Annotated in this window: 17 protein-coding genes; all 17 read right to left on the minus strand. The window is 65.0% G+C overall.

Going from position 1 to position 21,841, the window contains the following annotated elements:
• Nucleotides 1–94: 94 nt before the first annotated feature.
• A complete protein-coding gene (gene fusA, locus CG50_RS10875; RefSeq protein ID WP_036638164.1) occupies nt 95–2,209 on the minus strand; it encodes an elongation factor G in 2,115 nt (704 codons plus the stop codon).
• 15 nt (nt 2,210–2,224) lie between these two features.
• Nucleotides 2,225–2,695 carry a 30S ribosomal protein S7 gene (gene rpsG, locus CG50_RS10880; protein WP_036638166.1) on the minus strand — a complete coding sequence of 157 codons (471 nt, stop codon included), beginning with the start codon at nt 2,693–2,695 and terminating at the stop codon, nt 2,225–2,227.
• Nucleotides 2,696–2,706: 11 nt separating this feature from the next.
• Entirely contained in the window at nt 2,707–3,078 is a 372-nt protein-coding gene (rpsL, locus tag CG50_RS10885; RefSeq protein WP_028030315.1) for a 30S ribosomal protein S12, read from the minus strand.
• A gap of 293 nt (nt 3,079–3,371) precedes the next feature.
• The gene (locus tag CG50_RS10890; protein WP_051909909.1) at nt 3,372–4,088 is read right to left on the minus strand and encodes a phosphatase PAP2 family protein; all 717 of its coding nucleotides are present in this window, start codon (nt 4,086–4,088) and stop codon (nt 3,372–3,374) included.
• On the minus strand, nt 4,069–5,505 hold the full coding sequence (locus CG50_RS10895; RefSeq protein WP_051909911.1) for an ArnT family glycosyltransferase: 1,437 nt from the start codon (nt 5,503–5,505) through the stop codon (nt 4,069–4,071). The genes CG50_RS10890 and CG50_RS10895 overlap by 20 nt, the downstream gene beginning before the upstream one ends.
• The gene (locus CG50_RS10900) at nt 5,483–5,788 is read right to left on the minus strand and encodes a lipid-A-disaccharide synthase N-terminal domain-containing protein (protein WP_036638173.1); all 306 of its coding nucleotides are present in this window, start codon (nt 5,786–5,788) and stop codon (nt 5,483–5,485) included. The genes CG50_RS10895 and CG50_RS10900 overlap by 23 nt, the downstream gene beginning before the upstream one ends.
• Nucleotides 5,785–6,507: a glycosyltransferase family 2 protein gene (locus tag CG50_RS10905; RefSeq protein WP_036638176.1), complete on the minus strand. Its 723-nt coding sequence runs from the start codon at nt 6,505–6,507 to the stop codon at nt 5,785–5,787. Before CG50_RS10905 ends, CG50_RS10900 begins: the two co-directional genes overlap by 4 nt.
• A 191-nt stretch (nt 6,508–6,698) precedes the next feature.
• Complete coding sequence (gene rpoC / locus CG50_RS10910) at nt 6,699–10,913, minus strand: DNA-directed RNA polymerase subunit beta' (RefSeq protein ID WP_036638179.1); 4,215 nt, start codon at nt 10,911–10,913, stop codon at nt 6,699–6,701.
• A gap of 49 nt (nt 10,914–10,962) precedes the next feature.
• Nucleotides 10,963–15,099, minus strand: coding sequence for a DNA-directed RNA polymerase subunit beta (rpoB, locus tag CG50_RS10915; protein WP_036638180.1), 4,137 nt, complete (start codon nt 15,097–15,099; stop codon nt 10,963–10,965).
• 253 nt (nt 15,100–15,352) lie between these two features.
• Nucleotides 15,353–15,727: a 50S ribosomal protein L7/L12 gene (gene rplL / locus CG50_RS10920; protein WP_036638182.1), complete on the minus strand. Its 375-nt coding sequence runs from the start codon at nt 15,725–15,727 to the stop codon at nt 15,353–15,355.
• Between the two features lie 66 nt (nt 15,728–15,793).
• A complete protein-coding gene (gene rplJ, locus CG50_RS10925) occupies nt 15,794–16,309 on the minus strand; it encodes a 50S ribosomal protein L10 (RefSeq protein WP_036638184.1) in 516 nt (171 codons plus the stop codon).
• A 536-nt stretch (nt 16,310–16,845) separates the two neighbouring features.
• Nucleotides 16,846–17,541, minus strand: a complete 696-nt coding sequence (gene rplA, locus CG50_RS10930) for a 50S ribosomal protein L1 (RefSeq protein ID WP_036638187.1) — start codon at nt 17,539–17,541, stop codon at nt 16,846–16,848.
• Between the two features lie 3 nt (nt 17,542–17,544).
• A complete protein-coding gene (gene rplK / locus CG50_RS10935) occupies nt 17,545–17,997 on the minus strand; it encodes a 50S ribosomal protein L11 (RefSeq protein ID WP_036638189.1) in 453 nt (150 codons plus the stop codon).
• Between the two features lie 82 nt (nt 17,998–18,079).
• Entirely contained in the window at nt 18,080–18,619 is a 540-nt protein-coding gene (gene nusG, locus CG50_RS10940) for a transcription termination/antitermination protein NusG (RefSeq protein ID WP_036638192.1), read from the minus strand.
• Nucleotides 18,620–18,814: 195 nt separating this feature from the next.
• The gene (gene secE, locus CG50_RS10945; RefSeq protein ID WP_036638195.1) at nt 18,815–19,000 is read right to left on the minus strand and encodes a preprotein translocase subunit SecE; all 186 of its coding nucleotides are present in this window, start codon (nt 18,998–19,000) and stop codon (nt 18,815–18,817) included.
• Between the two features lie 129 nt (nt 19,001–19,129).
• Complete coding sequence (locus CG50_RS16245) at nt 19,130–19,711, minus strand: CAP domain-containing protein (protein WP_051909913.1); 582 nt, start codon at nt 19,709–19,711, stop codon at nt 19,130–19,132.
• A gap of 93 nt (nt 19,712–19,804) precedes the next feature.
• Nucleotides 19,805–21,583 carry an ABC transporter transmembrane domain-containing protein gene (locus CG50_RS10955; RefSeq protein WP_036638198.1) on the minus strand — a complete coding sequence of 593 codons (1,779 nt, stop codon included), beginning with the start codon at nt 21,581–21,583 and terminating at the stop codon, nt 19,805–19,807.
• Between the last annotated feature and the right edge of the window lie 258 nt (nt 21,584–21,841).

The following is a 21,841-nucleotide window of genomic DNA, read 5'->3' on the forward strand; positions in this document are numbered from 1 at the left end:
GTTTCGTCCGTTCGTACTTTGCCTTTGCCATAATGGCCTCCTGATGTTCCTAGCGCGTAGCGTCAGGCGCCGGGTCGCCCCGGCGCCGTCGGGCTTACGCGTATTTCTTCTGGATCTCGTCCGAGATGTTCTGCGGCACGGCTTCGTAGTGATCGAAGATCATCGTGAAGACCGCGCGGCCCGAGGACATCGACCGCAGGTTGTTGATGTAGCCGAACATGTTCGCGAGCGGCACGAAGGCGTGGATCACGTTCGCGTTGCCGCGGGTGTCCTGACCCTGAACCATGCCGCGACGCGACGTCAGGTCGCCGATGATGCCGCCGGTGTATTCTTCCGGGGTCACCACTTCGACCTTCATGATCGGCTCGAGCAGCTTCGCACCGGCCTTCTTCAGGCCTTCGCGCATCGCCGCACGGGTCGCGATTTCGAACGCCAGCACCGAGGAGTCGACGTCATGGAACGCACCGTCGATCAGCGCGACCTTGAAGTCGATCACCGGGAAGCCAGCCAGCGGACCCGAGTCCATGACCGACTTGATGCCCTTTTCGACGCCCGGGATGTATTCCTTCGGAACCGCACCGCCGACGATCTTGGATTCGAACGAGTAACCCTCGCCCGGTTCCGTCGGGGTGATGACCAGCTTCACGCGCGCGAACTGGCCGGTACCGCCGGTCTGCTTCTTGTGCGTGTAGTCGATCTCGGCTTCGCGCGAGATGGTCTCGCGGTAAGCCACCTGCGGCGCACCGATGTTCGCCTCGACCTTGAACTCGCGCTTCATCCGATCGACGAGAATGTCGAGGTGAAGCTCGCCCATCCCCTTCATGATCGTCTGACCCGATTCGAAGTTGGTCTCGACGCGGAACGACGGATCCTCGGCAGCCAGACGCGCCAGCGCCAGACCCATCTTTTCCTGGTCAGCCTTCGACTTCGGCTCGACGGCGATCTCGATCACCGGCTCGGGGAAGGTCATGGTTTCCAGGACGACCGGCTTGGCCACGTCGCACAGGGTGTCGCCCGTGGTCGTTTCCTTCAGGCCGGCCAGCGCGATGATGTCGCCCGCGAAGGCTTCTTCGATTTCCTCGCGGTTGATGGCGTGCATCATCATCATGCGGCCGATGCGCTCTTTCTTGCCCTTCGTCGCGTTCAGGATCGAATCGCCCTTCTTGAGGACGCCCGAGTAGATACGCGTGAAGGTCAGCGAGCCCACGAAGGGGTCGTTCATGATCTTGAACGCCAGAGCCGAGAAGGGCTCTTCGTCCGCCGGATGACGCACGATGTTACGGGTTTCCGTCTCGTCGCCCGGAGCGAAGCCGACATAGGCCGGCACGTCGAGCGGGCTCGGCAGGTAGTCGACCACGGCGTTCAGCATCGGCTGCACGCCCTTGTTCTTGAACGACGAACCGGCGAGGACCGGAACGAAGGCCATGGCCAGCGTGCCCTTGCGGATCAGCTTGCGCAGGCTCTCTTCGTCGGGCTCGGTGCCTTCGAGGTAGGCTTCCATCGCCGCGTCGTCCTGCTCGACGGCGAGTTCGACCAGCTTGGCGCGCCATTCGTCGGCGACATCCTTCAGCTCGTCGCGGATCGGCTCACGAACCCAGCTCGCGCCGAGGTCTTCACCCTTCCACACCCACTCGTCCATGGTGACGAGGTCAACGATGCCTTCCAGCTTGTCCTCGGCGCCGATCGGCAGAGCGATCGGGGCGGGGGTCGCACCGGTGCGATCCTTGATCATCTTGACGCAGTTGAAGAAGTCCGCGCCGATCTTGTCCATCTTGTTGACGTAGACGATCCGCGGAACCTTGTAGCGGTCGGCCTGACGCCAGACGGTTTCGGTCTGCGGCTCGACGCCGGCGTTGGCATCGAGCAGACACACAGCACCGTCGAGCACCGCCAGCGAACGTTCGACTTCGATGGTGAAGTCCACGTGTCCGGGGGTGTCGATGATGTTGAAGCGGTATTTCGGCCCCTCATGGGTGCCGGTCTCGGTGCGCTGCCAGAAGGTGGTCGTCGCAGCCGAGGTGATGGTGATACCGCGTTCCTGCTCCTGCTCCATCCAGTCCATCGTCGCGGCGCCGTCGTGGACCTCGCCGATCTTGTGGGACTTTCCGGTGTAGTAGAGGATGCGCTCCGTCGTCGTGGTCTTGCCCGCATCGATGTGGGCCATGATCCCGAAGTTGCGATAGAGCTCCAGCGGATATTCGCGTGCCATGAGGGGCTCCTTCCCTTACCAGCGGTAGTGGCTGAACGCCTTGTTGGCGTCGGCCATCTTATGGGTGTCTTCCCGCTTCTTCACGGCGGCGCCGCGCGAGTTCACCGCATCCAGAAGCTCGCCGGCCAGGCGCTCTTCCATGGTGTGCTCGTTGCGCTTCTTGGCGGCGGCGATGACCCAGCGGATCGCCAGCGCTTCGCGACGGGTCGGACGCACTTCGACCGGCACCTGATAGGTGGCACCGCCGACGCGACGCGACCGGACTTCGACGGCCGGCTTCACGTTGTCGAGGGCCTCGTGGAAGACTTCCACGGGCTCGCGCTTCAGCTTGCCTTCGACACGTTCGAGGGCCGAATAGACGATACGCTCTGCGACCGACTTCTTGCCGTCGATCATCAGGTTGTTCATGAATTTGCTCAGCACGCGATCGCCATACTTGGCGTCGGGCAGAACTTCGCGCTTCTCAGCGGAGTGACGACGAGACATGTGGCAATCTCCTACTTCGGACGCTTCGCGCCGTACTTCGAACGACGCTGACGACGATCCTTGACGCCCTGGGTATCCAGAACACCGCGCAGGATGTGGTAGCGCACACCGGGAAGGTCCTTCACACGGCCGCCGCGGATGAGCACGACCGAGTGCTCCTGCAGGTTGTGCTTTTCGCCCGGGATGTAGGAAATGACCTCGAAGCCGTTCGTCAGGCGCACCTTGGCGACCTTACGCATAGCCGAGTTCGGTTTCTTCGGCGTCGTGGTGTAGACGCGCGTGCAGACGCCGCGCTTCTGCGGGCACTGCTGAAGGTGCTGCGACTTGGATCGCGTCACCTTGGGCTGCCGCGGTTTGCGGATCAGCTGCTGGATGGTAGGCATTCGGTTCCCCGTTTTTACCTGTCAATACTCGCATCCTCGCCCGGTTGCCCGTTTGAGATGCGCCGCTTCTCGACGACGAACCGCGCGTATCGCGGAACGCCAAAACTGCACCCGTATTCCCCGAAGGCGAATCGGATGCGCCGAAATCCCAGAGGAAATCCGGGAAAATCGGCCCGGACCATTCCAGAAAGAAGGCCTCGCAGGGCAGACTCCGCCCGGCAAGTGGTCGGGCTATAGGAGGAGTCGGACCCTTTGTCAACAAGGGCTCCGGCCCGGGACCAGGCCGGTTGGGCTCAGCCGCGGCGGGCGTGCGCGAACCGCCCCGAGACGAGTGCATAGAGTCCCCAGGCCAGCGTCAGCACCATCAGCGCCGCGAACACCGTATCCGACAGGAAGTGTCGCCCCGCGACGATCCGCTGCGCGATGACGAACAGCGCCGCCACGACCGCGAAGATCCGCAGCGCCCTGCGCCCCCGGACCGGCATTGCCCCGGGCAGTGCCGCGATCAGCCACAGCGCCACCGCCATCGCGACGACCGAAGAGACCTCGCCCGAGGGGAAGGAACAGTTGCGGCTGCACTGATCGGCGAAAGTGCCGGCAGGGGTGAACAGCCGGTCGCCGCCGAACTCGGTCACCGTCGCGGGGCGGGCGCGCCCGGCGAAGCTCTTGAACAGGCCGTTGACCAGAACCCCGGGGCCAAGGGCGAACAACGCCACGATGAAGCCCGTCGCCCGCACCGGCAGCCCCGCCACCGCACGCCCGCGCATCCATGCAGCCACCATCAGCGCGAAGGCCGCGACGGCCAGAGCGATCTCCAGATCCCACAAGCCGTTGCGCAGCGCCTCCCAGAGCGGGTTTTGCAGCACGCCGAACCCGGCTTCGGGCGACCAGAACAGCCCCGAAACCGCGAGGTCGATCCCGGGCCAGCCGCGAAACAGCGCAAACGCGACGCCCCAGCCAAGCGCCAGCGCCAGTCCGGTCTTCAGAAAATCAATCCGGGGCAGCAGCAAGGCAATCTCCGCCGATCAGATAGGGGGTCACGTTCTTGCCGCTCCAGGTGCCGGATCCGTTCAGGATCGCGGCCGGCGGCATCGGCACGCCCCCGCAATGGACCGGCGTGCGCCGGATCGCCAGCAAGGGCCCGGTGTAGCCCTCCGGGAGGGGATAGGTCTGCTCGTAGTAATTGGCAGGGCGCCCCTCGGGGCGCGGCGCATAGATCGTCACCCCGGAATCGCGGCCGGTGTAGAACAGATCGGCCAGAATATCGCGGTCCTCGGAATAGACCGGCACTCCGTCCGCGATGGCGAGGGCAAGGATGCGCTGGCTCAGCTCGGCGCGGCCAAGCCAGCGATTCAGCAGGGGCTTGCCGTTCATCTCGGGCCAGGGCGCCAGAACCGTCAGCGCCGGGATCGCCACCGCCACGACCAGATTGAGCGCCAGCGCCGTCCACCGCCCCCACCGCGGCAGCACGATCACCGCAAGCACGGTGCCCGCGAAGAAGGCGGAAATCGCCCAGTTGGCATAGGCACGGTTCAGGAGCGCCTCGGCGCAGACGGCGACGAGCGGCGGCAGCGCCAGCAGACCGAGCGCCCGCGCCCGCCCGTCGCGCCGGAACAGCCCAATCAACAGCGCCACCATCGCTACCGGGCCGAACACGCCGAACTGCGCCCCGAGGAACGCCGCCAGCTCGCCCCAGTGCAGCCCCCCTGCCCCGTTCTGTCCGAGCCCGACGTTATCGTCGACCGTATGGCGCACCGTCAGGAACTGATGCGCGACGTTCCAGATCAGGTTGGGAGAGATCACCGCGACGAAAGCGATCAGCAAGATCGCCGTGTTGCGCCAGCCGATCCGCCGCTCGGGCACGAGGGCCGCAGCCAGCGCGGCCCCGATCAGCACATAGACGGCGGCATATTTCGCCATGAAAGCTGCGCCCGCGCAGGCGCCCGCGAACGCCGCATCGCGCGCCAGACGCCCCTCGCCCGCGCGCCAGAAGAACAGCAGCGCAGCGGCGAAGAACGGCGCCATCACCGTATCGGTCGAGATCATCACCGAACCGAGCGCGACGAAGGGCAGCGTCACATAAAGCGCCGCGGTCCAGATCGCCGCGGAGCGGCCCGCGACACGCGCCGCCAGCGCCCCGAGGATCAGCGCCGTCGCCCCGTGCAGCACCGCCCCCGGCATCCGCACCCAGAACGGCGAGGCCGAGCCCGCCAGTTCCGTCACCGCGCGGATCAGCCAGCCGATCAGCGGCGGCTTGGAATAATAGCCGAAATCGAGGTTCCGGCCCCAGAGCCAGTATTGCGTCTCGTCGACGAACAGGTCGGTGCGGTCGAAACCGAGCGCGATCAGCCGGGCCAACGTGACACAGCCGACCAGCGCCAGCGCCGGCCGCAGCCAGCCCGGCTCAGCCCGCGCGGCGCTTGGCATGGATCAGCCAGAGGTTGCGCGCGTAGATCACCACCCCGAGCGACTGGCCCAGGATGAACACCGGATCGGCACGATAGACCGCGTAGGACAGCAGCATCACCCCGCCCGCGAGCGAGAAATACCAAAATGCCACCGGCATCACCGAGTCCTTCGCCCGTTCGGAGGCGATCCACTGCAACAGAAAGCGTGCGGTGAACATCAGCTGCGCGGCAAAGCCGAACACGACCCACCACAGTTCGGTCATGCTCGAGACATGCAGGACGCGTTCAAGCCAGGCGGTCATCTGGACACCTCGGTCGGGCGCGCGGTCTTGCGGCGGCGGATCAGCCAGGCCACGCCCAGCAGATCGACCGCGCCGACCAGTCCGCGCTGAAGATTGTTGTAATGCGAGCTGCCGCCGCCCCGGGCGCGATGGCTGACATCGACATGCGCCACCTGCCAGCCATCGCGCGCGAACAGCGCCGGAAGATAGCGGTGCATGTGATTGAAATAGGGCAGTGCCAGGAAGGCCTCGCGCCGGAACGCCTTCAGCCCGCAGCCGGTGTCGCGGGTATGATCGTTCAGCACCTTCTGCCGCAGCGCATTGGCGAACCGCGAGGCGAGCTTCTTCGACAGCGTATCCTGCCGCCCGACGCGCTGGCCAGCGACGAGACCGACGGCCTCGGCGCCCTCGGCCAGAAGCGGAGCGATCAGACGCGGCAGTTCCTCGGGCGGGTTCTGTCCGTCGCCGTCGAGTGTCGCACAGATCGTGCCGCGCGCCGCGCGCACGCCCGAATGCACCGCCGCCGACTGCCCGCCCGCGACGTCATGGCGCAGCACCCGCAGCACCGGCGACCGCGCAAGCCGCGCCGAAAGAATCGCCGCCATCCCGTCATCCGAGGCGTCGTCGACCACCACGATTTCGAAATCGCGCCCGGCGAGCGCCGCCTCGATCCCGTCGAGCAGCGTCTCGATGTTGCTGGCCTCGTTCCGGGCCGGGATCACGATGGAAACTTCGGTCATGATGCGGCCTCCTCGGGCCCCCGTTGCAGGCTGCCACTGATTACCTGCCCGCCGGGCGCTTGTAAACGGCGCCACACGCGAACGTCACCGGGCCGTGAAGTCGCGGGCGGGAACATGAAAACGCCCCCGCACGACATCCGTGCAGGGGCGCTGGAAAGGGTCTTCGGCCCCGGAAGGGGCCGAAGGAAGGATCAGAGTTCGCCTTCCGGCGTATCCGACGCGGCAGCCTCGACCGGGGCGGCGAGCGCGGCGGCCGCTGCGGCCTCCGCACGGCGTTCCTCGATCACCTTGCTGTCGCGCTCGGTCGCGATCTTGCGCACGCGGCTGGTGGCGCCGCCCGTGCCGGCCGGGATCAGACGGCCGACGATCACGTTCTCCTTCAGACCGACCAGCTTGTCGCGCTTGCCCTGGGTCGAGGCCTCGGTCAGCACGCGGGTGGTCTCCTGGAAGGACGCAGCCGAGATGAACGAACGCGTCTGCAGCGAGGCCTTGGTGATGCCGAGCAGCACCGGCTGGCCCTGCGCCGGGCGACCGCCACGGGCTTCGACCTTGCGGTTCTCCTCGTCGAACTCGTGCTTGTCGACGTTTTCGCCCTTGAGCAGCGTCGTCTCGCCCGAGTCCGTGATCTCGATCTTCTGCAGCATCTGGCGAACGATCACCTCGATGTGCTTGTCGTTGATCTTCACGCCCTGCAGTCGATAGACGTCCTGCACCTCGTTGATGAGGTAGTCGGCCAGAGCCTCGACCCCCATGATGCGCAGGATGTCGTGCGGCGCCGGGTTGCCGTCCATGATGTAGTCACCCTTCTGCACGAAGTCGCCTTCCTGCACCGGGATGTGCTTGCCTTTCGGCACCATGTATTCAACCGGCTCCAGACCTGCCTGCGACGGCTCGATCGTGATCCGGCGCTTGTTCTTGTAGTCCTTGCCGAAGTGCACGTAGCCGTCGACTTCCGCGATGATCGCGTGGTCCTTCGGACGACGGGCTTCGAAGAGTTCGGCCACGCGCGGCAGACCGCCGGTGATGTCCTTCGTCTTCGCACCTTCGCGCGGAATACGGGCGACCACGTCGCCGGCCTTGATGTCATGACCGTCTTCGACCGAGAGAATGGCGTCGACCGACATCGTGTAGGTGACCGGGTGACCGGCCTCGTTGCGCATCGGTTCGCCATCTTCGCCGACGATCAGGATCTCCGGCTTCAGATCGTTGCCCTTGGGCGCGGTGCGCCAGTCGGTCACGATCTTCTGGGTCATGCCGGTCGCATCGTCGGTGTCTTCCTTGACCGAGATACCGGTCACCAGGTCGACGAACTTCACGCGGCCCGACTTCTCGGCGATGATCGGCAGGGTGTAGGGGTCCCATTCGAACAGCTTGGTGCCGCGCTTGACCTGCTCGCCATCCTTGACGTGCAGCTTCGAGCCGTAGCTGAGCTTGTAGGACACCCGCTCCACGCCGTGATCGTCGACGATGGCGATCTGCATGCTGCGGCCCATGACGATCTGATCGCCGTTCTCCGCGACCAGAAGGTTCGCGTTGCGGAACTCGATCTTGCCTTCCTGCGACGCTTCCTGGAACGACTGCTGGCCGCCCTGGGCGACGCCGCCGATGTGGAAGGTCCGCATGGTCAGCTGCGTTCCCGGCTCGCCGATCGACTGCGCGGCGATGATACCCACCGCCTCGCCCTGGTTGACCAGCGTGCCGCGCGCGAGGTCGCGGCCGTAGCACAGCGCGCAGACGCCTTCCTCGGCCTCGCAGGTCAGCGCCGAGCGGATGCGCACGGACTGGATCTGGTTGGTCTCGATCAGGTCGGCCTTGCGTTCGTCGATCAGCTCGTTCTTGCGCACGATCACGTCGTCGGTGCCCGGAACGAGGACATCCTCGGCGGCCACGCGGCCCAGAACGCGCTCGCTCAGCTTCGCCACGACTTCGCCGTCGTTGACGGCCGCAGTCGCGGTGATCGCGTGCTCGGTGCCGCAGTCGTGCTGACGCACGATGCAGTCCTGCGCCACGTCGACCAGACGACGGGTCAGGTAACCCGAGTTCGCCGTCTTCAGAGCGGTATCCGACAGACCCTTACGGGCGCCGTGGGTCGAGTTGAAGTATTCAAGAACGGTCAGACCTTCCTTGAAGTTCGAGATGATCGGCGTCTCGATGATCTCGCCGTTCGGCTTGGCCATCAGGCCGCGCATACCGCCGAGCTGCTTCATCTGCGTGACCGAGCCACGGGCACCGGAGTGGGCCATCATGTAAACCGAGTTCGGTTCCATCTCGGCGCCGTTCTCGTCGAACTTCGGGGCGGAGATGGTCTTCATCATCGCCTCGGTGACCTTGTCGTTGCACTTCGACCAGGCATCGACGACCTTGTTGTACTTTTCGCCCTGAGTGATCAGGCCGTCCATGTACTGCTGCTCGAAGTCCTTGACCTGAGCCTTGGTCGCGTCGACGATTTCCCACTTGTTGTCGGCGATGACCATGTCGTCCTTGCCGAACGAAATGCCGGCAAGGCAGGCCTGCTTGAAGCCCATCGACATGATCTGGTCACAGAAGATCACCGATTCCTTCTGGCCGCAGTAGCGGTAGACGGTGTCGATGACGCTCTGGATGTCCTTCTTCCGCAGAAGACGGTTCACCAGATCGAACGGAGCCTTGGCGTTCAGCGGCAGCAGCGCGCCAAGACGCATCCGGCCGGGCGTGGTCTCGTAGCGCTTCCAGACCTCGTTGCCCTCTTCGTCGATCTGCTTGATCCGCGCGGTGATCTTCGAGTGCAGATGCACCGCACCCGCGGCCAGCGCGTATTCGATCTCGTCGAGCGAGCCGAAGATCGAGCCTTCGCCGACCATGCCCTTGCGCATCATGGTGGCGTAATAGATGCCGAGAACCATGTCTTGCGACGGAACGATGATCGGCGCGCCGTTGGCGGGCGACAGAACGTTGTTGGTCGACATCATCAGCACGCGCGCTTCCAGCTGGGCTTCCAGCGAGAGCGGCACGTGCACGGCCATTTGGTCACCGTCGAAGTCGGCGTTGAACGCCGAGCAGACCAGCGGGTGCAGCTGGATCGCCTTGCCTTCGATCAGCGTCGGCTCGAACGCCTGGAAACCCAGACGGTGCAGCGTCGGCGCGCGGTTCAGGAACACCGGATGTTCGCGGATGACTTCATCCAGGATATCCCAGACCTCGGGACGCTCTTTCTCGACCAGCTTCTTCGCCTGCTTCACGGTGCTCGACAGGCCCTTGGCCTCGAGGCGCGAATAGATGAACGGCTTGAACAGTTCGAGCGCCATCTTCTTCGGCAGGCCGCACTGATGCAGCTTCAGCTCCGGGCCGGTCACGATGACCGAACGGCCGGAGAAGTCGACGCGCTTGCCGAGCAGGTTCTGACGGAACCGGCCCTGCTTGCCCTTGAGCATGTCGGAGAGCGACTTCAGCGGGCGCTTGTTGGTGCCCGTGATGACGCGGCCGCGACGGCCGTTGTCGAACAGCGCATCGACCGATTCCTGCAGCATCCGCTTTTCGTTGCGCACGATGATGTCGGGCGCACGCAGCTCGATCAGCCGCTTCAGACGGTTGTTGCGGTTGATGACGCGGCGATACAGGTCGTTCAGATCCGAGGTCGCGAAGCGGCCACCGTCGAGCGGCACCAGCGGGCGCAGCTCCGGCGGGATCACCGGCAGGACGGTCAGGATCATCCATTCCGGACGGTTGCCCGATTCCAGGAAGGATTCGACGACCTTCAGGCGCTTGATGATCTTCTTCGGCTTCAGCTCGCCCGTGGCTTCCTTCAGCTCTTCGCGCAGCTGTTCGGCCAGCGCCTCGAGGTCGATGGCGGACAGCATCTCGCGGATCGCCTCGGCACCGATGTTGGCGGTGAAGGCGTCGGCGCCGAAGTTGTCCTGCGCGTCCATGAACTCGTCTTCGGTCATCAGCTGACCGTAGGTAAGATCGGTCAGACCCGGCTCGATGACGACGTAGTTCTCGAAATACAGGATGCGTTCAAGGTCACGCAGCGTCATGTCCAGCATCAGGCCGATGCGCGAGGGCAGCGACTTGAGGAACCAGATATGGGCGCAGGGCGCGGCGAGCTCGATATGCCCCATGCGTTCGCGGCGCACCTTCTGCAGCGTCACTTCGACGCCGCACTTCTCGCACACGACGCCGCGATACTTCATGCGCTTGTACTTGCCGCACAGGCACTCGTAATCCTTGATCGGCCCGAAGATGCGGGCACAGAACAGGCCGTCGCGCTCGGGCTTGAAGGTGCGGTAATTGATGGTCTCGGGCTTTTTGATTTCGCCATAGGACCACGACAGGATGCGCTCCGGCGAGGCCAGCGAGATCTTGATCTCGTCAAAGGCCTTGGCCGGGGTCATCGGGTTGAACGGGTTGTTCGTCAGTTCCTGGTTCATCAGATAATTCCTTGAATGAGGTCAGAGTGGGGAGAGAGCGCCGTGGCGCTCACTCCTCTTCCTCCGAGTCCAGGAGTTCCATGTTGAGGCCGAGGCCCCGGACCTCTTTGACGAGAACGTTGAACGATTCGGGCACGCCCGCCTCGAAGTTGTCCTCGCCCTTGACGATCGACTCGTAGACCTTGGTGCGGCCCGCCACGTCATCCGACTTCACCGTCAGCATTTCCTGCAGGACGTAAGCGGCGCCGTAGGCTTCCAGCGCCCAGACCTCCATCTCGCCGAGACGTTGGCCACCGAACTGCGCCTTGCCGCCCAGAGGCTGCTGCGTGACGAGCGAATACGGACCGGTCGAACGGGCGTGCATCTTGTCGTCGACGAGGTGGTGCAGCTTCAGGTAATACTTGATGCCCACCGTGACCTTGCGGTTGAACTTCTCGCCGGTCCGGCCGTCATAGACGTCGGTCTGGCCCGAAGTGTCGAAGCCCGCGCGGGTCAGCGCGTCGTTGATGTCCGCTTCCTTCGCCCCGTCGAAGACCGGGGTGGCGATCGGAACGCCGGTGCGCACGTTCTCGGCACATTCGAGGAAACGATCCTCGTCCATGGTGTCGAACGTCTCGTGATAGGTCTTGTCGCCGTAGGCATAGAGCATCGCGTCCTGAACCGGGGCGATGTCATGCGTCTTGCGATAGTCCTTCAGCGCCTCGTCGATCCGCAGGCCCAGACCGCGCGCGGCCCAGCCCATGTGGGTTTCGAGAATTTGCCCGACGTTCATACGCGACGGCACGCCGAGCGGGTTGAGGCAGATGTCGACCGGAGTGCCGTCGGCCAGGTAAGGCATGTCTTCCATCGGGCAGATGCGCGACACGACACCCTTGTTACCGTGGCGACCGGCCATCTTGTCGCCGGCCTGAACCTTGCGCTTCTGGGCGACGAAGACCTTGACCATCTTCATCACGCCCGGAGGCAGATCGTCACCGGCGCGAACCTTCTCGACCTTGTCCTCGAAGCGCAGCTCGATCGCGCGCTTCTGCGCGTCGAACTGGTCGTTCAGAGCCTCGACTTCCTTGGCGTCGGCCTCGTTCTCCAGAGCGAGCTGCCACCACTGGCCCTTCGACAGGCTGGCGAGCAGATCGGTGGTGATCTCGGAACCGGCCTTGATGCCCTTCGGACCCTTCACCGCGGTCTTGCCGATGATCAGCTGACGCAGACGGGCGTAGATGTTGCGCTCGATGATCGCCAGCTCGTCGTCGCGGTCGCGCGACAGACGTTCGACTTCCTCACGCTCGATCTGCAGCGCGCGCTCGTCCTTGTCGACGCCGTGGCGGTTGAACACGCGCACTTCGACGATGGTTCCGTAGCCGCCCGGAGGCATCCGCAGCGAGGTGTCGCGCACATCCGAGGCCTTTTCGCCGAAGATCGCGCGCAGCAGCTTTTCTTCCGGGGTCATCGGGCTTTCGCCCTTCGGGGTGATCTTGCCCACGAGAATATCGCCCGGGCCGACTTCGGCGCCGATGTAGACGATACCGGCCTCGTCGAGGTTGCGCAGGGCTTCCTCGCCGACGTTCGGGATGTCGCGGGTGATCTCTTCCGGCCCGAGCTTGGTATCGCGCGCAGCGACCTCGAACTCCTCGATGTGGATCGAGGTGTAGACGTCATCGTGGTGGATGCGCTCCGACACGAGAACCGAGTCCTCGTAGTTGTAACCGTTCCACGGCATGAACGCGACGATCACGTTCCGGCCGAGCGCCAGTTCGCCGTGATCGGTCGAGGGACCGTCAGCAATGACCTGGTTCTTCATGACCTGCTCGCCGACCTTGACGATCGGGCGCTGGTTGATGGTCGAGGACTGGTTCGAACGCTTGAACTTGCGCAGACGATAGATGTCGACGCCGGCATCGCCGGTGCCGAGATCCTCGGTCGCACGGATAACGATACGCTGCGCGTCGACCTGGTCGACGATACCGCCACGCTTCGCCATCATCGCCGCGCCCGAGTCGCGCGCCACGGCCGCTTCCATGCCGGTGCCCACGAAGGGAGCCTCGGCGCGGATCAGCGGAACCGCCTGACGCTGCATGTTCGCACCCATCAGAGCGCGGTTGGCGTCGTCGTTTTCAAGGAACGGGATGAGCGCCGCACCGACCGAAACCAGCTGCTTCGGCGACACGTCGATCAGGTCGATGGCTTCGGGCGGGTTCAGCATGAACTCGCCGGCCTGACGGGTGGAGACCAGCTCGTCGGTGAAACGGCCCTCGGCGTCCAGGGCCGCGTTGGCCTGGGCGATGGTGTGGCGCATTTCCTCGGTCGCCGACATGTAGACCACCTCGTCGGTGACCTTGCCGTCGATGACCTTGCGATAGGGGGTCTCGATGAAGCCATACTTGTTGACCCGCGCGAAGGTCGCCAGCGAGTTGATCAGACCGATGTTCTGACCTTCGGGCGTTTCGATCGGGCACATGCGGCCGTAGTGGGTGGGATGAACGTCGCGAACCTCGAAGCCAGCGCGCTCGCGGGTCAGACCGCCCGGCCCGAGGGCCGAGAGGCGACGCTTGTGCGTCACTTCGGACAGCGGGTTGGTCTGGTCCATGAACTGCGAGAGCTGCGAGGAGCCGAAGAACTCGCGCACCGCGGCGGCCGCGGGCTTCGCGTTGATCAGATCCTGCGGCATCACCGTGTCGATCTCGACCGAGGACATGCGTTCCTTGATCGCGCGATCCATGCGCAGCAGGCCGACGCGATACTGATTTTCCATCAGCTCGCCGACCGAGCGCACGCGGCGGTTGCCGAGGTGGTCGATGTCGTCGATCTCGCCCTTGCCGTCGCGCAGTTCCACCAGGCCCTTGATGCAGGCGATGATGTCGTCCTTGCGCAGCGTGCGCTGCGTGTCGGGCGCGTCGAGGTCGAGGCGCATGTTCATCTTCACGCGGCCGACGGCCGAGAGGTCATAGCGCTCGGTGTCGAAGAACATGCCGTCGAACATGGTCGAGGCAGCCTCGACAGTCGGCGGCTCACCCGGGCGCATGACCCGGTAGATGTCCATCAGCGCGGTCTCGCGGTTCCAGTTCTTGTCCGCAGCCATGGTGTTGCGGATGTAGGGACCGACCGAGATGTTGTCGATGTCGAGCACCGGAACCTCGGTGATGCCGTTGTCGAGCAGCGTCTTGACCGTGCCGCCGACCAGCTGGCCTTCCTTGTCGTATTCCGCGGTCAGCTCGTCGCCGGCCTCGACATAGATGAAGCCGGTCTTGTCGTTGACGATATCCTTGGCGACATAGCGGTCGAGGATGCGATCGAACGGAACCAGCAGCTCCGAGACCTTGCCGTCCTCGGCCCATTTCTTGACCATGCGCGGCGTGGCCTTCTCGCCGGCTTCGAGGATCACCTCGCCGGTGGCGGCGTCGATCAGGTCATAGGTGGGACGGGTGCCGCGCACGCGCTCGGGGAAGAACTTCGTCACCCAGCCACGCTTGCCCTCGGCGCGGAAGGTGACGGTGTTGTAGTAAGCATCCATGATGCTTTCCTGATCCATGCCGAGGGCATAGAGCAGCGTGGTCACCGGCAGCTTGCGGCGACGGTCGATGCGCGCGAACACCAGGTCCTTCGCGTCGAATTCGAAATCGAGCCACGAGCCGCGATAGGGAATGATGCGGCAGGCGAACAAGAGCTTGCCCGAGGAATGCGTCTTGCCGCGGTCATGGTCGAAGAACACGCCCGGCGAGCGGTGCATCTGCGACACGATCACCCGCTCGGTGCCGTTGACGATGAAGGTGCCGGTCTGCGTCATCAGGGGCATGTCGCCCATGTAGACGTCCTGCTCCTTGATGTCCTTGACCGAACGCGCGCCGGTGTTCTCGTCGACATCGAACACGATCAGGCGCAGCGTGACCTTCAGCGGAGCCGAATAGGTCAGGTCGCGCTGCATGCACTCCTCGACGTCGAACTTCGGCTTCTCCAGCTCGTATTTGACGAATTCGAGAACCGCGGTGTCAGTGAAATCCTTGATCGGGAAGACCGACTGGAACACGCCCTGCAGGCCTTCGCCATCCTGCGGCTTGTCCCCGTCGCCCGATCTCAGGAACAGATCGTAGGAGGCCTTCTGAACCTCGATGAGGTTCGGCATTTCCAGGACTTCGCGGATTTTACCGTAAAAGCGGCGGATGCGCTTCTGACCAACGTAAGCGTGAGCCATGCTTGTCGTGACCTTTCGTCTCTTCGCGGGTGCGCAACGTCGGGGCCCGGTGCGCGCCGCAGGCGAATGAAGGGGCGCGGTTCCATACCTGCCCCCCGTCCCACCGGAAGGCTCCCGAACCGCATCGCCGCCTTGGAGAAGACTTTCGGACGCCCCTTGCGGGAAAAGTCCTCTCCGAGACAGCTAAAGCTGGCCCCGGAAACCGGAGCCAGCCCTGAGATCATCTGGTCGGATGCGAACGCATCCGTCCGGATTACTTGAGCTCGACCTTGGCGCCAGCCGCTTCGAGCTTCTTCTTGATGTCTTCGGCGTCGGCCTTGGCAGCCGCTTCCTTGACCTTGCCACCGGCCTCGACGAGGTCCTTGGCTTCCTTCAGGCCGAGACCGGTGATCGCGCGAACTTCCTTGATCACGTTGATCTTGTTCGCACCGGCGTCCACGAGGACGACGTCGAACTCGGTCTTTTCTTCGGCAGCTTCAGCCGCGGCAGCAGCCGGGCCAGCGACCATGACAGCACCGCCGGCAGCCGGTTCGATGCCATATTCATCCTTCAGGATGGTCTTCAGTTCCTGGGCTTCGAGCAGGGTCAGGTTAACAATCTGCTCAGCAAGGGCTTTGAGATCGGCCATTTTTCCGTTCCATTCCGATATAGGGTTTCCAACGTCGTATCGTTACGACGCCGGCAGATGATTGCTTCAGGCGGCTTCCCGCTCCTCAAGCGTCTTGAGGATGCCCGCGATGTTCGAAGCAGGCGCGCCGATGGCACCGGCGATGTTCGAGGCAGGAGCACCAATGCAGCCGACGATCGAAGCGATAAGCTCCTCACGCGACGGCATCTGGGCGACGGCCTTGACACCGGCAACATCCAGAGCCGTGTCGCCCATCGCGCCGCCGAGGATGACGAACTTGTCGTTCGTCTTGGCGTACGCGTCCGCGACCTTGGCAGCAGCCACAGGATCGTCGGAGAAGGCGAGAACGGTCATACCCGACAGAAGATTGCCCATGCTTTCGCAGGGCTTGCCTTCCAGGGCGATCTTGGCGAGCGTGTTCTTGGCAACGCGAACAGAACCCCCGACTTCGCGCATCTTCGCGCGGAGGTCCTGCATCTGAGCAACCGTCATACCGGCGTAGTGGGCAACCACTACGACGCCAGAGCTTGCGAAGATCTGGCCGAGTTCCTCGACCACTTTCTCTTTCTGGGCTCTATCCACGGTTACACTCCAAGTTTGGGGGTTTCCCCCCGGCTCTCATTGTCCTCTGGCGTGTGCCAGAGGCCGGGTCCGATTGACGGTCCCGAGAAGATCGCCCGAGGCGAGCCCCGGAGGTATTCTCAGTTCCCATCTCAGGCAGGATATTAAGTCTTGCGACACCCACCGTCTCGGACGACGCGGAAAACCCGCGAAGAATCACGGGCAGACCACAGGCGGTGTCTATAGGCCCTGTTCTCCGCCTTGCCAAGCCCCTAGATTCCCGCCCTTCACCGCCGGAACCCCGAGGCCCGCGCGCCCCGGGGACGCCACCCCTCCGGCGCCGCCGCCCGCGCCCGCACGCCTGGCCCGCCAGGGACGCACCCTGCTTTCGCTTTGCCCCAAATATCCCGGGGGTGAGGGCCGCAGGCCCGAGGGGGCAGAGCCCCCTTCACACCGCCAGCGCAGCGGAAAAGCCAGCTCCACAGACAGCAAAAGGGCGGAGCCAACGGCCCCGCCCTTTCCGATTCGGAACCCCAAGGCTCCGATCGTCGATCACATCACTTCGCGGTCGAAGCGAGGTCCAGCGTCACGCCCGGACCCATGGTCGAGGAGATCGAGACCTTCTTCAGGTAGGTTCCCTTGGCGCCGGTCGGCTTCGCCTTGACGACAGCCTCGACGAAGGCGCGAACGTTCTCGGCCAGCTTGTCCTCGGTGAACGAGACCTTGCCGATACCGCCGTGGATCACGCCGGCCTTCTCGACCTTGAACTGCACTTCGCCACCCTTGGCAGCAGCGACCGCAGCCGCCACGTCCATGGTCACCGTGCCGACCTTCGGGTTCGGCATCAGGTTGCGCGGCCCGAGGATCTTGCCCAGACGGCCGACGATCGGCATCATGTCCGGCGTCGCGATGCAGCGATCGAACTCGATCTTGCCCGACTGGATGGTCTCCATCAGGTCTTCCGCGCCGACGATGTCGGCACCGGCGGCCTTCGCCTCGTCAGCCTTCGCGTTGCGCGCGAAAACGGCGACGCGGACGACCTTGCCCGTGCCGTTCGGCAGCTGAACCACGCCGCGGACCATCTGGTCGGCGTAACGCGGGTCGACACCCAGGTTCATGGCGATTTCGAGCGTCTCGTCGAACTTCGCGGTGGCATTGGCCTTGACCAGCTTCACCGCCTCTTCGACCGAGAGGTTCGCCTTGCCGTCGAAAGCGGCGCGCGCGGCGACCGTGCGTTTACCCAGCTTCGCCATGACTTACCCCTTAACCTCGATACCGGCCGAACGAGCCGAGCCCAGAATGATCTGCATCGCGGCCTCGACCGAGTTCGCGTTCAGGTCTTTCATCTTCGCTTCGGCGATCTGGCGGATCTGCGCGGCGGTGACGGTGCCGGCGACGACCTGGCCGGGCTTCTCCGACCCCTTCGGGCGGTTACGCTTGCCGACGGGCTTCAGACCGGCGGCCTTCTTCAGCATGAACGATGCCGGCGAGGTCTTGGTCTCGAAGGTGAACGACTTGTCGGCGTAGTAGGTGATCACCACCGGAACCGGCGAGCCCGGCTCCTGATCCTGCGTCTTGGCGTTGAACGCCTTGCAGAATTCCATGATGTTGATACCGCGCTGACCCAGTGCCGGGCCGACGGGCGGGGACGGATTGGCCTGCCCCGCTTTGATCTGCAGCTTCAGCTGCCCGATAACTTTCTTGGCCATCTGGCCTCTCCTTGTCACTGTGACCGCGGGACCATCCGGCGGCCAAGTTTAGCGGTCAGGCTTGCACCCCCCGCAGCACCCCTCAGGCGACTTTCGACACCTGAGTGAATTCCAGCTCGACCGGCGTCGGCCGGCCGAAGATCGAGACGGTGACCTTCAGGCGGCCCGCCGCGTCGTCGACTTCCTCGACCATACCCGAGAACCCCTCGAACGGACCGTCCGTCACGCTCACGCTCTCGCCGACCTCGAAGCGGATCAGGTTGCGCGGAGCGGCAGCCTCGCCGGTCTCGGTCGTGCGGTTCAGCATCCGGTTCACCTCGGCATCGCGCATCGGCGTCGGGCGCCCCTGCGGACCGAGAAAGCCGGTCACCCGGTTGGTCGAGTTGATCAGATGATAGGAGCGGTCGGTCAGCTCCATGCGCACGAGCACGTAGCCCGGCATGAAACGCCGTTCCGACGTGACCTTCTTGCCGCGGCGGATCTCGATCACTTCCTCGGTCGGAACCAGGACTTCCTCGATCTGATCCTCGAGGCCCTTCTCCGCCACGCTCTGCTTGATCTGCTCGGCGACCTTCTTCTCGAAGTTCGAGAGAACGCTCACCGAATACCACCGCTTCGCCATGCCGTCTGCCTCTTCACCCCGGCCGGTTGGCCGAATATCCAACGAATTCACGGGCTTTGCCCGCACGATCTTCCGCACCGCCGCAAAGCGACACACCCGCAAGCGGCGAATCGTCACCTGCGGGTCGGGAAAAGTCTTGCCCCTTTAGCGCCCTCGCCCCTTGATTTCAAGGAGGATTTCCGCGCCCGAAAGGCCTCAGCCGCCGACGACCAGCTGCACGCCGAGCCGGATCACCCAGTCGACGAGCGAGAAGAACACCGCCGTGAGCGTCGCCAGGACGAGGACCATGATCGTGGTCAGGAACACCTCGCGCCGCGAGGGCCAGGTGATCTTGCCGACTTCCGAGCGCACCTGCTGCAGGAACTGAACGGGATTTGCCATGTGAGTCCTCTTCGTCGCGACCCGGCCCGTCTACGCGGTCACGACCGCGATTTCAAGCGCCCCGTCTTCAGACGCTCTGCCGACTTCCGTCACCCCGTCCGAAATCGCCTGTGACGCACCGTCCGTCCCTCAGCGCGGGTCGGAATAGACTGCCGCCCAGAACGCGGTCTTGCCGTCGGCCGAGAGCGCCTCGCCCACGCCGTATTCGCGCATCATCGGCAACACGATGTTCGCGCGGTGCCCCGGCGAGGCCGACCATTGCGCCAGCGTGCCATCGAGGTCGAAGACCCCGGCCGCGCCCGCCGCGATGTTCTCGGCGGTGATACTCGGGCGATACCCCTGCGCCTTGACCCGCGCCGCCGGCCCCGATGTGGTCGACCCGACATGGGTCATCGTGCCCCGGCGCGCCATGTCGCAGGCATGGGCCTCGGCTGCGGCCTGCAGTCGCGCGTTGGTGCGCAGCGCCCCCAACCCGGCCTGAGCGCGCACCGCATTGGTCTGGGCAAGGGCCCGGGCCGCCTCGGCCGGAGAGGTGGTCAGACACTGCGCCGCACCGCTCGAGGACACTGCGACGGGGTGATGCCCGTCGGTCCAGACCACATGCCTGGGCAAAACCGGCGCGGGGGCCGAAGTCGCCTCGTATTCCGGTGCGGCGGGTTTCGTGCAGGCGGCGGCCACCAGGGCCAGGGCCAGCCAAAGGCACTTCGTCACGGTCGTCTCTCCTGTCGGCGCGTCTTCGGCCACAGGCCTAGCGCCTTGTTCGCGCCAGGGCCAGCAAAACCCCGCGACAAAGTTAGCGATGTCCTAGCCGGCGGCGAATTGCAGCCGGGCGAGTTCGGCATACAGGCCGTTCTGCGCCACCAGCTCGTCATGCGTGCCCTCGGCGACGATCCGGCCGCGATCGAACACCACGATCCGGTCCGCGCGCTTCACCGTCGCCAGCCGGTGCGCCACGACCACGGTCGTGCGCCCGCAGGACAGCCGTTCGACCGCCTGCTGCACCGCCCGCTCGGACCCCGCATCGAGCGCCGATGTCGCCTCGTCGAGCAACAGGATCGGCGCATCGCGCAAAATCGCCCGGGCAATAGCGATTCGCTGTTTCTGCCCGCCCGACAGCATCACCCCACGCTCGCCGACGAAGGTGTCTGGCCCCTCGGGCAGTTCGCTCAGGAAGTCCCAGGCATGGGCGGCGCGCGCGGCCGCCTCGACCTCGGCGTCGCTCGCCTCCGGCCGGCCGAAGCGGATGTTGTCGCGCGCCGACATGGCGAAGATCGCCGGATCCTGCGGCACCAGCGCGATGGCGCGGCGGAAATCGGCGCGCGCCATGCGACGCAGATCAATCCCGTCGATCGACACCGTGCCCGACAGCGGATCCCAGAACCGCTGGATCAGCTGGATCATCGTGGTCTTGCCCGCCCCCGACGGACCGACGAGCGCCACCGTCTCGCCCGGGCGGATCGTCAGATCCACCCCGTCGAGCGCCGCCACCCCCGGCCGCGACGGATAATGAAACCGAACGTTCTCGAAGCGGATAGCCCCCGCGGCAGGCCGTGGCAGCGCGACGGGATCGACGGGATCGCGCACGCTGTCCTCGGCCCGCAACAGTTCCATCAGACGTTCCGTGGCACCTGCGGCGCGCTGGATCTCGCCCCAGATCTCGGACAACGCCCCCACCGAGCCCGCGACCAGCACCGCGTAGATCACGAACTGCACCAGCGCCCCCACGGTCATGGCGCCCGCGCGCACGTCGCGCGCGCCCACCCACAACACGCCCACGACGCCCGAGAACACCAGCATGATCACGATCGCTGTCATCAGCGCCCGCAGCCCGATCCGGCGCTGCGCGGCGTCGAAACTCTTTTCCGTCACCCGCGCGAAATCCCGTCGCGTCAGATCCTCATGGGTGAAGGCCTGCACCGTCTGCGCCGCCAGCAGTGCCTCGGACGCCGTGCCCGAGGACGCCGCGATCCAGTCCTGATTCTCCCGGCTCAGCCCGCGCAGCCGCCGCCCCAGCACCACGATCGGCACGATCACCGCCGGCACCAGCAACAGTACCAGCCCGGTCAGCTTGGCCGAGGTCACCATCAGCATCCCCAGCCCGCCGATCAGGATCAGCGCATTGCGCAGCGCCACCGAGACAGAAGAGCCGATCACCGACAGAATCAGCGTGGTATCGGTGGTGATGCGCGAGATGATCTCGCCGGTCAGAATGCGCTCGAAGAAGGCGGGCGACATCGACAGCACCCGATCGAACACCGCCTTGCGAATATCGGCAACGACGCGCTCGCCGAAGCGGGTGACCAGCCAGTAGCGCGCCGCGGTCCCGAGAGCGAGCGCCGCCGCGATCGCCAGCGCCGCCTCGAAATACTGATCGAGCAGCGTGCCCCCCTGCCCGAATCCGTCGACCACCCGGCGCACCGCCACCGGCAGGATCAGGCTGATCGCCGCCGTCAGCACCAGCGCCAGCAGCGCGCCCGCCGCCATCGCCCGATATGGCCGGATGAACGGCCACAGCCCGCGCAGCGCGCCGATATCGCGCGATTGCGGCCGGTTGTCCGCCTGTTTCGTCGGATGGCGCGCCATGTCTTCCCCCGTGCTGGCTGTCCCGGTCAAGGGTTCGCTGTCTTCTCCTCCTTAGACGCAAGCGGCCGCGGTGATCCAGCCGCTTCGCGCTCAAGTCCCGGTGTGCAAGGTGCAAGAACCGCCTCGCCCCTTTCGATTCGCCGCAAATATCCCGGGGGTGAGGGCCGCAGGCCCGAGGGGGCAGAGCCCCCTTGCTGCCCGGCGGGGCAGTGCTCTCCCTGCTCGCATCCGGCCCCTTTCCTTTCTTCAGTTGACGCA

Source organism: Paenirhodobacter enshiensis, assembly GCF_000740785.1.
GTDB classification, from domain to species: domain Bacteria; phylum Pseudomonadota; class Alphaproteobacteria; order Rhodobacterales; family Rhodobacteraceae; genus Rhodobacter; species Rhodobacter enshiensis.

Coding starts and splice junctions, on each gene's coding strand:
- fusA (WP_036638164.1), bottom strand. CDS start 2,209: ATGGCACGCGAATATCCGCTGGAGCTCTATCGCAACTTCGGGATCATG.
- rpsG (WP_036638166.1), bottom strand. CDS start 2,695: ATGTCTCGTCGTCACTCCGCTGAGAAGCGCGAAGTTCTGCCCGACGCC.
- rpsL (WP_028030315.1), bottom strand. CDS start 3,078: ATGCCTACCATCCAGCAGCTGATCCGCAAACCGCGGCAGCCCAAGGTG.
- CG50_RS10895 (WP_051909911.1), bottom strand. CDS start 5,505: ATGCCAAGCGCCGCGCGGGCTGAGCCGGGCTGGCTGCGGCCGGCGCTG.
- CG50_RS10900 (WP_036638173.1), bottom strand. CDS start 5,788: ATGACCGCCTGGCTTGAACGCGTCCTGCATGTCTCGAGCATGACCGAA.
- CG50_RS10905 (WP_036638176.1), bottom strand. CDS start 6,507: ATGACCGAAGTTTCCATCGTGATCCCGGCCCGGAACGAGGCCAGCAAC.
- rpoC (WP_036638179.1), bottom strand. CDS start 10,913: ATGAACCAGGAACTGACGAACAACCCGTTCAACCCGATGACCCCGGCC.
- rpoB (WP_036638180.1), bottom strand. CDS start 15,099: ATGGCTCACGCTTACGTTGGTCAGAAGCGCATCCGCCGCTTTTACGGT.
- rplL (WP_036638182.1), bottom strand. CDS start 15,727: ATGGCCGATCTCAAAGCCCTTGCTGAGCAGATTGTTAACCTGACCCTG.
- rplA (WP_036638187.1), bottom strand. CDS start 17,541: ATGGCGAAGCTGGGTAAACGCACGGTCGCCGCGCGCGCCGCTTTCGAC.
- rplK (WP_036638189.1), bottom strand. CDS start 17,997: ATGGCCAAGAAAGTTATCGGGCAGCTGAAGCTGCAGATCAAAGCGGGG.
- nusG (WP_036638192.1), bottom strand. CDS start 18,619: ATGGCGAAGCGGTGGTATTCGGTGAGCGTTCTCTCGAACTTCGAGAAG.
- secE (WP_036638195.1), bottom strand. CDS start 19,000: ATGGCAAATCCCGTTCAGTTCCTGCAGCAGGTGCGCTCGGAAGTCGGC.
- CG50_RS10955 (WP_036638198.1), bottom strand. CDS start 21,583: ATGGCGCGCCATCCGACGAAACAGGCGGACAACCGGCCGCAATCGCGC.